The 12,133-nt window shown below is 67.4% G+C and carries 12 protein-coding genes; 8 read left to right on the top strand and 4 right to left on the bottom strand.

Annotation, left to right across the window (positions count from 1 at the left end):
- From HYU53_14725 to HYU53_14700, 6 genes are read left to right on the top strand one after another with little or no spacing between them, the layout of a single operon-like run.
- Complete coding sequence (locus HYU53_14725) at positions 1-864, top strand: polysaccharide biosynthesis/export family protein (GenBank protein MBI2222447.1); 864 nt, start codon at positions 1-3, stop codon at positions 862-864.
- A gap of 26 nt (positions 865-890) precedes the next feature.
- Positions 891-3,149 (top strand): polysaccharide biosynthesis tyrosine autokinase, encoded by a 2,259-nt coding sequence (locus HYU53_14720; GenBank protein MBI2222446.1) that lies wholly within the window; start codon positions 891-893, stop codon positions 3,147-3,149.
- Positions 3,146-4,567, top strand: a complete 1,422-nt coding sequence (locus HYU53_14715; protein ID MBI2222445.1) for an O-antigen ligase family protein — start codon at positions 3,146-3,148, stop codon at positions 4,565-4,567. The genes HYU53_14720 and HYU53_14715 overlap by 4 nt, the downstream gene beginning before the upstream one ends.
- Positions 4,557-5,741, top strand: coding sequence for a pyridoxal phosphate-dependent aminotransferase (locus HYU53_14710; GenBank protein MBI2222444.1), 1,185 nt, complete (start codon positions 4,557-4,559; stop codon positions 5,739-5,741). The genes HYU53_14715 and HYU53_14710 overlap by 11 nt, the downstream gene beginning before the upstream one ends.
- 2 nt (positions 5,742-5,743) lie before the next feature.
- Entirely contained in the window at positions 5,744-6,874 is a 1,131-nt protein-coding gene (gene wecB / locus HYU53_14705; GenBank protein ID MBI2222443.1) for a UDP-N-acetylglucosamine 2-epimerase (non-hydrolyzing), read from the top strand.
- 23 nt (positions 6,875-6,897) lie between these two features.
- Positions 6,898-7,623, top strand: a complete 726-nt coding sequence (locus HYU53_14700) for a hypothetical protein (protein MBI2222442.1) — start codon at positions 6,898-6,900, stop codon at positions 7,621-7,623.
- Positions 7,624-7,645: 22 nt separating this feature from the next.
- On the opposite strand, the gene HYU53_14695 is transcribed toward HYU53_14700, so the two are convergent.
- Positions 7,646-8,254: a hypothetical protein gene (locus HYU53_14695; protein ID MBI2222441.1), complete on the bottom strand. Its 609-nt coding sequence runs from the start codon at positions 8,252-8,254 to the stop codon at positions 7,646-7,648.
- 178 nt (positions 8,255-8,432) lie between these two features.
- Here HYU53_14695 and HYU53_14690 point away from each other — a divergent pair, with 178 nt between their 5' ends.
- Positions 8,433-8,906, top strand: coding sequence for a hypothetical protein (locus tag HYU53_14690; GenBank protein MBI2222440.1), 474 nt, complete (start codon positions 8,433-8,435; stop codon positions 8,904-8,906).
- A gap of 200 nt (positions 8,907-9,106) precedes the next feature.
- On the top strand, positions 9,107-9,532 hold the full coding sequence (locus HYU53_14685; protein MBI2222439.1) for a hypothetical protein: 426 nt from the start codon (positions 9,107-9,109) through the stop codon (positions 9,530-9,532).
- A gap of 314 nt (positions 9,533-9,846) precedes the next feature.
- Here HYU53_14685 and HYU53_14680 read toward each other — a convergent pair whose 3' ends face one another.
- Genes HYU53_14680 through HYU53_14670 form a run of 3 tightly spaced genes read right to left on the bottom strand, consistent with a single transcriptional unit; the run spans position 9,847 to position 12,101 of the window.
- Complete coding sequence (locus HYU53_14680) at positions 9,847-10,746, bottom strand: tetratricopeptide repeat protein (GenBank protein ID MBI2222438.1); 900 nt, start codon at positions 10,744-10,746, stop codon at positions 9,847-9,849.
- A 39-nt stretch (positions 10,747-10,785) separates the two neighbouring features.
- Complete coding sequence (locus HYU53_14675) at positions 10,786-11,490, bottom strand: HAD family phosphatase (protein MBI2222437.1); 705 nt, start codon at positions 11,488-11,490, stop codon at positions 10,786-10,788.
- 8 nt (positions 11,491-11,498) lie between these two features.
- Positions 11,499-12,101: a DUF1684 domain-containing protein gene (locus HYU53_14670; GenBank protein MBI2222436.1), complete on the bottom strand. Its 603-nt coding sequence runs from the start codon at positions 12,099-12,101 to the stop codon at positions 11,499-11,501.
- Positions 12,102-12,133 lie beyond the last annotated feature (32 nt).

Here is a 12,133-nt window from a genome sequence, read left to right as displayed (position 1 = left end):
ATGGCAGCAGTTCCAGCCTCCTTCGCTCGCTTCTGCATCCAGATGCAGTTGCCGCTCGTTGTCCTGATGCTGCACGGCGTCGCAGCCTCGGCTCAGCCCGCCGGCTCGTACATCATTGGTCCGCCCGACATCCTGCAGATCACGGTGTTCGAGCAATCGGACCTCACGGGCCGGTTCACTGTGGAAGCCGACGGGACGATCAACTTTCCGCTGGTCGGCCGCCTGAAAGCCGCGGGCATGAGGCTGCGGGAATTCGAGGAGGAACTGAAGCGGCGTCTCGCGGACGGGTTCCTCCGGAATCCCCAGGTGACTGTCGGGGTGGAGCAGTTCCGAAGCCAGCGCATCTTCATCCTGGGAGAGGTCCGATCCCCGGGCACGTATCCGCTGACCGGCGACATGAGGTTCATCGAGGCGCTGGCGCGCGCCGGCTCGGCCCTGCCCAGCGCGTCCGGAGAGGCGCTGGTCGTTCGAGCACGCGATCCGCGCCGTGTGACGGGGCCGACGCTGCCCCAGGCCGCGCAGACGGCAGACGGCACCGAGGTCATCACGATCGACCTTCGCGAATTGCAGAGTGGTGCGCTGTCGCACAACATCGAGCTTCGCGACGGCGACACGATCTTCGTACCGCAGGCAGAGACGATCTACGTCTTCGGCGAGGTCAAGAACCCGGGCTCGTACGGCATCAAGCCGAACACAACGGTTCTGCAGGCGCTGTCGCTTGCGGGCGGTGCGACGCAGTTCGCCGCGCTGAACCGCATCAAAGTCATCCGCTTCGTCGACGGCAAGCGTCGGGAGATCAAGGTGAAGCTCAGCGACATCGTGCGAGCGGGGGACACGCTCACGGTGCCCGAGCGCTTCTTCTGACGCGAGCCACACGTTCAGGTCACGACATGTTCAACGACACAACCGCCGCCAACGCCTCGATACCGGCTCGCGATGCTTTCCCGGGCGCGATGATTCGCGGCCCCTTTCGCTCGGAACAGCCGCAGCTGACCGAACAGCTCATGGTGCTGCACAGGCGGCGATGGGTCGCCGCCGCGGTCTTCCTGCTCGTGCAGCTGCTCGTCGTGGCCGTCACCTTCACCCAGACGTCCATCTACGAGGCGCGGGTCCGACTGCTCATCGATCCCGGGACGCCGAACTTCGTCAATTTCCGCGGCGCTGTCGAGGAAGGCCAGTTGCGAACCGACTATTACGAGACGCAGTACACGCTGCTCAAGAGTCGCACGCTTGCGCGTCGCACGTTGGGCGACCTGAACTTGTGGTCCCGTGCGCCGTTCGGAGGAGACTCCCGTCCGGCTTCCGCCAGGCTGCTCCACCGCGTGGAGGCGACGCTTATGTCCGCGGCGAGCTCCATTGGCGAAGTGTTTCGGGCGCCACGGGCCCAGGCGTCGCCACTGCCGGGCGAAACCAGCGGGCAGTCCCGCGCCATCGATGCCCTGCTCGGTTCGCTCAGCGTTTTGCCCATTCGCAACAGCCGCATGGTGGACGTGACGTTCCGGTCGCCCGACCCGGCGCTGGCCGCCGAGATCGTCAACCGCCACGCCAAGGCCTACATCGAACAGACGATGGAGTTCCGGTTCCATACGTCGAAGGAAGCGACCGACTGGCTGGCCGCCCGCCTGGCCGAGAGCCGCAGCCAGGTCGAGGCAGCCGAAAACGCGCTGCAGCGCTACCGGGAGCGCAACGACGCGATTTCCCTCGAGGACCGGGACAACATCATCGTGCAGCGCGTGACGGACATCAGCGTCGCGCTGACGCGCGCGAAGACGGACCGCATCGAGAAGGAAGCGGTCTACAGGCAATTCGCGGCGGCCCGCGGGAACCCCCCCGCGCTCGATTCCCTTCCCGCGATTCTCGGAAACACGTTTCTCCAGCAGCAGAGGCTCGAGCTGTCCAATCTTCAGCGGCAGGAAGCCCAGCTCGCCCAGAAGCTGGGGGACCGCCATCCGGAGATGGAGCGCATCCGTTCGGCGGTCCGATCGGCGCAGGCGCGCCTTCAGGTCGAGATGGCGAAGGTCGTCCAATCCGTGCACAACGACTTTCTTTCGGCGCAGGCGCAGGAACGGAGCCTCGCCGGCGCCCTCGAGGCCCACAAGCGTGAGGCGCTGGAGATGAACCACAAGGCGATCGAGTTCGGTGTGCTGAAGCGCGAAGCCGAAAGCGCGCGGCAGATCTACGACAGCCTGCTGCAGCGAGCCAAGGAGATGGGTGTCTCCAGTGAGCTGCGGACCAGCAGTATCAGGATCATCGATCCGGCGGAAGTGCCCCAGGCGCCCATCACTCCCAATGCCTGGAAAAGCCTGACCCGAAGCGCGGCCGTGGGTCTCGTGCTGGCAATCGCAGTAGCTTTCGCGTTCGAGCGCCTGGACGACCGGATCCGCCGTCCTGAGGACATCAAGCGGCACCTGGGCATGCCGGTTCTCGGCCTCGTGCCCCTCGTGGACTCGAACCCCGCCGACGCGCGGTCGGTGCTGGCGCGCGGTGTGGCACCGTTATTTCTCGAGGCGCTGCGCACGCTGCGGACCAACGTCATCTTCGCCTCGGCGGACGAGGGTTCCCGTTCAGTCGTCGTGACGAGCACGGATCCGAGCGAGGGGAAGACCCTGGTCGCTGCCAACCTCGCGACCGCGTTCGCTCAAGCGGGCCACCGCGTGCTGCTCATCGACGCGGACATGCGCCGGGCCCAGGTTCACGGGCGTTTCTCGCTGCCACTCGAACCGGGCCTCTCAAACATTCTCGTCGGGAGTCACAAGCCGGCTCACACCATCCGCAAGATTGGTGATCTCCCGCTGTGGGTGCTGCCCGCTGGAAAACTGCCACCGAATCCGACAGAACTTCTGGGCTCCCGCCCGTTCAAGCAGTTTCTGGTGACCCTCCGCGAGCACTTCGACTGGGTCTTTATCGACACCCCACCGGTTCTCGCCGTGACGGATGCGACGGTAGCGGCGCATGGATGTTCCGGGGTCCTGTTTGTGGTCGGAGCTGACATGGTCAGCCATCGCGCGGTCTCCACCGCCGTGGAACGCCTGGGCAACGTGCGCGTCATGGGCACGGTCCTGAACCGCGTCGACCTGCACCGCCAGGCGTACTACTACTCCAACCACTACCGGAAGGAATACTCGCGATACTACGCGAAGCGGGCATGAGCCACGTTGGCGCTGCGGTGTTTCAGGGCGGCAGGAGAACGGCGCGAGTGTTCGTGTGGGCTGTCCTCGGCCTGGCCGCCTGGGGTGTCCTGGCGTTCGGCGCCGTGTACTCCTGGGCGTACTGGCCCCTGATTGGTGGTGCCGCCGTGGTCGGAGGCCTTGGCCTCTTGCCGGTGCACGGCACTCGCCGCCACGGGCCGACGATCCCGATGCCGGTGGCGGCCGGCATCCTGCTGGCGCTTGCGGCTCCACTGCTGCAGCTCGTACCGCTTTCGCAGGCAACGCTGGCGCGGTGGAGCCCTGAGACCGATCGAACGTTGCGCGTGTACAGCGTTGAATACGCGTCAGGGCTGCTGACGTCCCATCCCCTCTCGCTCCGGCCGGAGTCAACCTGGCTCGCCGTCGCGCTTTTCGCCGCGCTGGCACTCCTGCTGTTCGGGGTGGCGCGGATGATGTCGCTGGTGGGTGTTCGATCCTTTGCCACGGGAGTGGTGATCCTGGGCACGTCCGTCGCGATTGTTGGCATCGTCCAGAAGCCCTTTTATGACGGTCGGATCTACGGTTTTTGGGAGCCGGAACTTGGCGGGAGCCCGTTCGGGCCGTTCGTCAACCGCAATCACTACGCGGGCTGGATGATCATGGCCCTGTGTCTGTCACTCGGGTACCTCTGCGGCCGTGTCGCCCAGGACACGCGCCACCTCCGTCGCGGCCTGCGGGAACGGATCGTGTGGTTCGGCTCGCGTGACGCGAGCCAGATCGTCATGCTCGGATCGGCTGTGTTCGTCATGGCGCTTGCGCTGGTGCTGACGATGTCGCGCTCCGGCATCGCGTGCTGTGCCGGAGCGGTCACGCTGACCGCCTGGTTCGTCGCCCGCCGCGAACGCGGTGCGCGCAAGGCGGTGCTCTCCGCTTACCTCGCCCTCGTGCTGCTGCTGGCCATTGGATGGGCCGGCGCCGAGGCCGTGGCGAGCCGCTTTCAGCAGGCGGCGGACGGATATGCCCTGAAGCGCGCAGAACCCTGGCTGGACGCGCTGGACATCGCGCGGGCCTTCATGCCGTTCGGCAGCGGTCTGAACACGTACGGGGTGGCGACGCTGTTCTTCCAGAAGCGGAGCCTCGAAGTACACTACGCCGAGGCGCACAACGATTACCTGCAGGTCGCGGCTGAGGGAGGACTGCTGCTCCTCGTGCCGGCCGCGCTCGCGGTGGTGGCGATCGTGCGCGCCGTCAGGCGGCGCTTTCTCGAGGCGGGCGACGATACCATGACCGCCTGGGTGCGAATCGGCGCCGTGACAGGTCTCCTGGCGATCGCGCTCCAGGAGGCGGTCGATTTTTCCTTGCAGATGCCGGGCAACGCCGTGTTGTTCACGGTCGTTCTTGCCGCGGCACTTCATCAGCCGGTGGCCCGTGCTCGCTGAACGCATCCTCCGCATCTCGGAGCCCTTGATCGACACGCTCGCGCGTCGCGCCCGCGTGCTCACCGCGCGCGGAGCCAACATCGTCAACCTGGGCCAGGCAATTCCCGGGGACGCGGCGCCGCGGCAGGCTCTCGCGGCCGCCAGACGCGCGCTCCGCCGCCCGGACGTGAATGTCTACACGCCGGACGCCGGCATCGCCGAGCTGCGGCACGCCACCGCCGCCTGGATCGCGCGCCACGACGGGGTCCGCATCGATCCCGACAGGCAGCTGATCATCACCGCCGGCGCGAACCAGGCACTGATGCTGGCGCTGCAGTGCTGCACCGACGCCGGCGATCGCGTTCTGCTGCCCACGCCGTACTTCATGAATCACGAAATGGCCGTGCGCCTCGTCGACGCCGTACCGATCGAAGTGCCCACGACCGCCGACGAGGGATGGGTGATTACATCGCGCCGGCTGTTCAAGGGGGACACTGGCCGCGCCGCGAGGCGCAAGACGCTGAAAGCCGTCATCATCACCACGCCCAGCAACCCCACCGGCGCCGTCGTGCCGCGGCAGGAGATAGACCGCATCGCGAAACAGTGCGCAAGTCGCGGCATGTTCCTGATCCTCGACCGCACCTACGCAGGGTTCGAATTCGACGGCACGTCGCACGTCGCACCGTCGCACGTCGCACGTGGACGGCTGCCGGAGAACGTCGTCCTTGTCGGCAGCTTCTCGAAAGTCTTCTCGATGACCGGCTGGCGCGTCGGCTATCTCGCGGGCCCGCCCACGTTGATCAGAGAGGCCCTCAAGGCGCAGGACACGACCATCATCTGCGCACCGGCCATCAGCCAGGTGGCGGTGCATGCGGCGCTGGAGGCGCGGCGCGGCGTCACGCCCGCGTATCTCCGCGACCTGCGCAGGCGCCGCGACTACGTGCAGGAGCGCCTCGCGAGCATGCCCGGCTGGTCGGCCGTGCCGGCAGCGGGAGGCTTCTTCACGTTCATCCGCATCGACGGCATGAAGGACAGCATCGCGTTTGCGTCCCGGCTGCTGGAACGCGCGCACGTGCTGATGCTGCCGGGCAGGATCTTCGGGGAAGCCGGCGAAGGACACATACGACTCTCCTACGGCGTCGCGGATGTCGCCAGGCTCGAGGTGGCGTTCGATCGCCTTCATCGAATTCCTTGACGATGAACATCGACCTGATCGTCGGCGCTCCCAATTTCACGAAGGCCGCGCCGGTCGTGGAGCAGCTTCGCGCGCGGCGGCCGGACTGGACGGTGCGCCTGGTCCACACCGGCCAGCACTACGACGAGAAGCTCTCCGAGGTGTTCTTCGAGCAGCTCGGCATGCCGGCGCCAGACGTGAACCTGGGCGTCGGATCGGGCACGCACACCTACCAGACGACGAGCATCATGATTGCGCTCGAAGCGCAATTCCGGCGCGAGCGGCCCGACCTGGTGGTCGTCTTCGGCGACGTGAACTCCACGCTCGCAGCGGCGCTCGTCGCCACGCAGCTTCGGATTCCGGTCGCGCACGTCGAGGCCGGGCTTCGCAGTTACGACCGCGACATGCCGGAGGAGACCAACCGCCTGCTGACCGACGCGCTCGCCGAGGTGCTCTTCGTGACGGAGCGGGACGCCGAGCAGAACCTCCGCAAGGAGGGCGTCCCGCATCAGAAGATCCACTTCGTGGGCAACACGATGATCGACAGCCTCGTGAAGCATCGCCGCGCGGCCCGCGCGCTGTGCGTGCCCGAGGCGCTCGGCCTCCACTCCCGGGAATACGTGGTCGTCGCGCTGCACCGGCCGTCGAACGTCGACAGCGCGGAGCAGCTACGCTCGATCGTGTACGCGCTCCAGAGCCTCGCGGATCATACCGAGGTCGTCTTCCCGGCGCACCCGCGGACCGTGCAGCGCCTGAAGGACGGCGGCCTCTGGGACGACATGGATCGCGGCGGCCGGCTTCGCGTGATGAGGCCGCTCGGGTACCTCGAGTTCCTCGGCCTGATAGACGAGGCCGCGGCGTTGCTCACCGATTCCGGCGGCGTGCAGGAAGAAGCGTTCGTGCTCGGCGTACCATGCGTGACGCTGCGCAAGAACACGGAGCGGCCGATCACGTTGCAGCACGGCGGCAACCGCCTCGCCGGCGAGGATCCACACCTTGCCGTCAGGTACGTCCGCGAGGCGATGAGGGATCGCGACGGCGCCGCGCCGATCCCGGAAGGCTGGGACGGGCACGCGGCCACTCGCATCGTCGACGTGCTTGAAAGGGAGTTCCCACGACGGGTTCTGACAAAGGGATCTGCCGTTGGGTTCTGACAAGGAAACGGTAAACTCTCACCATGCCCCTGCGTATCGCCTTCGACATGGACGGCACGCTCGCGGACTTCGATGCCGCGTTCCGCGACGTCGAAGTCCGCCTGTTCGGCGACGACACGCCTCCGCCACCCGATCAGCCAGAGACGCGCGCCTCCGAGCAGGAGCGCGCCGAAATACCACAGCGGCGCGCGAGCGATCAGCCCGCGGACGATAAGACCGGCGGCGTCGCGCCGTCGCGCCGCAAGCTCGACCGCGTGTGGGCCGCCATCGAGGCGACGCCGAACTTCTGGTCCACGCTCCACCCGATCGACCCGCATGCCGTCCGGCGTATCCGCGACATGACCGTGCGGCACGGCTGGGAGGTGTTCTTCATCACGCAGCGGCCGAAGACCGCCGGAGAGGCCGTGCAGCGACAGACCCAGGCGTGGCTCGTGGAGCAGGGGTTCGACTGGCCGAGCGTCCTCGTGATGCCCGGCTCGCGGGGAAAAGCCGCCGCCGCCCTTCACCTCGATTACCTGGTGGACGACAGCCCGAAGAACTGCGTCGACGTGATCTCCGACTCGAAAGCGCGGGCCCTGCTCATCCTCCGCGAATCGGACGAGCGGATCGAAGCCAGCGCACGCCGCCTCGGCATCGGCATCGCCCCATCGATCGGCAGCTGCCTCGATATCCTCGAAGAGGCGACCGAGGTGCGAGACCAGCCGACGCTGCTCGGAAAGCTCGCGCGCATGGTTGGCTGGCGCGCCTAGCCCTCGTGGTCCGCGTACGCGATCACCGGCAGCTGCCCGCCACGACCCGCACGTCCTTCACATCGATCTTGCGGACGTTGATGTTCAGCTCGATCTCCTGACCCTCCTTGAGCGTGCCTGACGTGCCGACGGCCTTGCCGTCGTTTGGCATCACCGACGCCCATGGCAGGCGCGTTTCCACCTTCCGGCCATCCGACGTGATCTCGATCTCCACCCAGTCACCGTCGCGCTCGATTTCCATCCCGCCACGGTCGATGTCCCCCTCGACCTCTCCGCGCACTTCCACCCGGCGCCCGGCGTAATCGGCCAGGCTGTCGTCATCTTCCAGATCGTCCAGCCAGTAGATCACCGTTGACGCACCCGGCAGCGTGCCGGAGGTGCCGGAGGTCTGCTGTCCCTGCGCCGCTCGCGTCGACATGTCGATGGACGCAGGCAACACGTTCGTCAACAAGAACCCCTTGCCGTCACCGTTGCCAGCGACGAGGCAGCCCGTCACCGTGATGTCTTCATCGCCGCCGGCACCGATCACGTCCGCGTACACCGACCGCTTCTCCGACGGCGCGAAGACGAGCGCCATCGTAAACGCGAGCGCCAGCAGGCCGAGCTTGGTCCGTCTCTGCAATGTCGTCACCCACTCCTCCCGTTCCACAGGCGTGCATTTCGGCTGCCAGCGGCGCGTGGTGTGCGGCGCCCGCGCAGACAGCACGCACACGCGCGATCGGATCGCGCGAAATCCCAAGAAAAACGCCATTCCCGGCGGGTACGGCCGTTGAACTCAGCCGTCGTGACGCACTTCACAGGAGTACGGAATGTCACTGCGTTCAACCGGCTTCATACCCGCGGCTCTCATCTCAACGGCGATCGCGCTGTGCCCGGCGAGCGTGTCCGGCGAACTATTGCCGTCACGGCCGCTCATGGAGCAGCCGCTGATCGGCCTGCGCGCGCCAGTCACGCCAACCGTCGCGGCGACCTCGCGGCCCGTCGATGCGTTCCGCGCGATGCGCTGGTCGTTCGTCGCCGTCCAGGTGCTCGATACGCACTCGACGCTCCTCGCCACGCGCGGCGGCGCGCGGGAAGCCAACCCTCTGATGCGGCCGTTCACGTCATCGGCGCCGCTGTTCATCGCGTTGAAGGGGGCGTCGACGTGGATGATGCTCCGCTCGGCAGACAGGATCGCGAAGCGGAATCCCAAGGCTGCGTTCTGGGTGCTGACGGCCGCGAACGCCGCCCTCGCCGTCATTGCGGCGCGCAACTACAAGGTCGCCGGTGAACCGGGGCGCTGAGGCGCGCCGAACGTTCGGCCTCCCCGCAAGAATCGTGATCGGCGGACCGGAGCACGACACTCGAGCGCTGTACCGCGCCAAGAGATGCGCGTTGCTTCACGGTGTTGCGCAGGCACATCCATTGAAGACGCTGGCAGTGCCTCCCCGAAGGAACCAGGTGCGACATGCGGGCGTGTTTCTCTCGGCCCGTCGTTGTGCTCGTGCTCGTTTCGTCCGGCGCCCTGTACCCGTCTCACTCCGCGGCCGACCCGCTGCGGGCACCGGTCGTCCCCGCCCTGACCATCTTTGAAACTGGGGAGGCGCACCGCGCGACGGTGTCCTCGGACCGCGACTATCAACGACTGCGGTGGTCGCTGGTTGGGATCCAGGCGCTGGACGTGCACTCCACGGTGACGGGGATTGCCTCGGGCGGGGTCCGGGAGACCAACTTCGCGATGAAACCCTTCGCGACCTCCACTCCCTGGCTGCTGGCGCTCAAGGGCGTCTCCACGTGGATTGCGCTGAAGTCCGCCGACACGCTCGCCAGGCGGAACCGCAGGGCGGCGTTCTGGCTACTCGCAGCCAGCAACGTGGCCATGTCCGCGATCGTGGTGCACAACTACCGGGCAGGCGGGCGGCACCGGTAGGGGACAGAGCAGGCACGAGGCAGCAGGCACAAGGCACAGGGCAAAGTGCCCCGTGCCTGTCAGCAGCCTACCAGCTCACCCTCACACCAAACCGGATGACGCGCGGCGCGATGACGCCGCTGATCAGGTCTGCGTTGGCCGGCGACGAGCCGGCGTTCGGGTCCACACGGCGGCGAGATGTCGTTCCACACGACACCCGAGTCGATACGCCGAGGTTACCAGAGGCGCCCCTTTCTGATGGGGCCCCCCCACCTTGAACCCGACGTCATTGATCCAGGCTGTTGGAGTCATGGCGCCGCGCGTCTGGATCGGGCCTAATTGAAGCTCGCGACGCGCCGCCTGAGGTTCTTGACGTGCTCCCAGATGGCCTTGCCCTCTTCCCGCGCTCCCTCGTCGCGCCCCGACTCATCATCATCATCCAGGGAGGACTCCGCCTTGGGGATGAGCGCAAGATATTTCTCGAGATCGCGCAGCGCGGCGGAGAAGTCCTCGAGGTGGTAGGAGAACAGGCCGCGATCCCGCAGCTCGGAAATGGCTGACGGGTCGAGCGCCACGAGCAGGTCGGCCGCCCGGCGCGCGTGCGCAAACGAGCGAAGCGCGACGTAGGCGCGCTTCAGGTTCGTCAGCATCCGGAGCGCCATCGTGCGGCGGTCCGCGGGTGCCAGCAGCGACGGGTGCCATCGCGCGTCCTCCCCGGCCTGCTCGCGCAGCAAGGCGAAGCAGTCAGCCTGCGACCGCAGCTTCCCGCCGGCGAAGGGATCGATGATCAGCGTCTCGCCCACCGGCCCGCCGCCCACCGGGTGCACCAGGAAGCGCCCGGAAAACCCCACCCCTTCGAGCGGCAGTCCGGCGCGCCGGCCGATCTCAATGTAAACGACGGACAACGTGATCGGGATGCCGACGCGGCGCTCGAGCACGACGTTCAGAAAGCTGTTGCGGGGATCGAGGTACTGCTCGCGGTTTGCCGCGAAGCCAAGGGCGCCGAAGATGTAGCGGTTGAGCGCCCTCACGCGGGCGCGTTCCCCCTCGATGCCGTCGAGACGCCGCGCGGCCTGGAGGCCGAATTCGTCAAGCTGCTCCAGATGGGGACGCGGATCGAGGTGCGGATGTTCGATTCGTGCGATGGCAAGTGCCGCCGGTGCGATGCGGTCGCCAGGCGCGCTGAGCGCGCGTTCGAGGTCCGCGGCGATCGCATCGAGCTCAAAGCGGCTCACGCGGACCATTCTAGCCTCGTACCCGCAGAGGCGGACCTTTCAGGTCCGCCCGCGCGCGACCAGCGAGCGGACAAGATCCTCCGTGATCTCATCGAGCGTGCCGACGATCGTGTCCGCGATCTGCAGCTTCGCCGCCGGGAACGTCGTCGTCACTCCGATGCAGCGGAGGCCCGCGGCTTTGGCAGACGCGAGACCCGCGGCGGTATCTTCGATCGCCACGGTGTCCTGCGGCCGCGCGCGGAGCGCCGCGGCGGCCGCGGTGTATGGGTCCGGCGCCGGCTTGCTGAATTCCGTCTCGCCCGATGCGACGATGACCGGGAAGAACGAGTCGAGGCCGAGACGCTTGAGGAGGCGCTCGATTTCAGGGCGCCGCGCCCCGGACGCGATCGCGAGCGGCGCCACAGCCGCCATGCGCCGCACGCATGCGGCCGCGCCGGGCACGAGCAGGGCGTCGCTGGCCTCGAGCGCCTCGAACCGGAGCGCTTTGGCCACGAGTAGTTCCTGCAGATCATCGCTGCACCAGTCGAGCCCGCGGTCGCTGGCGAGCGCCCGGAACATCCCGACATCGTCATAGCCGACATAGCGACCGTAGTACTCGTCGGGCGACAGCGTGACGCCGCGCCGCGCGAGCGCGTCCTGGGTCGAGCGCAGGTGCACCGGCTCGCTGTTGACGATCACGCCGTCGAAGTCGAAGACGATGCCCTGGGGACCGGCAGGCGGCTGGTGGCGGGGGAGGCAGACCATCGCAGGGTTCAGGGCTTGGGGTTCTTGTGCTTCTCACCGGCGCGGATGTGCGCCTTGAGGCGGTTCTCCGGCGGCGGGAAGGGGCAGTCGTACTGCGGGTTGTAGGCGCAGTAGGGACTGTAAGCCCGGTTGAAATCGATCTCGTAGAGCCCGGTCGGCGTTGGGTCGAGGTCGAGATACCGGCCGCCGGGATAGGTCTCTTCTCCATTCGTGAGATCGCCGAATGGAACGAAGAGGCGTTGGGCCACGGGTGAGTCGATGTCGGAAAACGCGGAGAGGCGCAGCGGCTGGCCGTGCACGGAGAACTCCAGCGTCCCGGCCCGGCGCATCTGCCGTTGCTGGCCGGTGGAGGTCGGCATCACGATCGCCTCCGCCCTGCCGGCGGGCGGCTTCAGCGCTGCGGGCACCCGATAGCTCGCGTCCACGGGGAAGTACTGCAGCGGCGGCCACGACGCGCGCTTGCCGGGCGGGATCGGCGATTCGGCGCTCTCGCGGAACATCGCGTCCTTCGCCTCGCGGGCGCGCGCGATCGACTCCTCGTAGCTTGGCGGCGGCGCCGAGCAGGCGGCGAGCGTGAACACCAGGACGATCAGGGGACTGCGAAGAAGCACGCTATCCCAATAGTAGCGCAGCCCCGCAGTCC

The organism is Acidobacteriota bacterium (genome assembly GCA_016184105.1).
In the GTDB taxonomy this organism is placed as follows: Bacteria; Acidobacteriota; Vicinamibacteria; order Vicinamibacterales; family 2-12-FULL-66-21; genus JACPDI01.
Note: the sequence above shows the minus strand (reverse complement) of the source record. Positions and strands in the feature narration are given on the sequence as shown.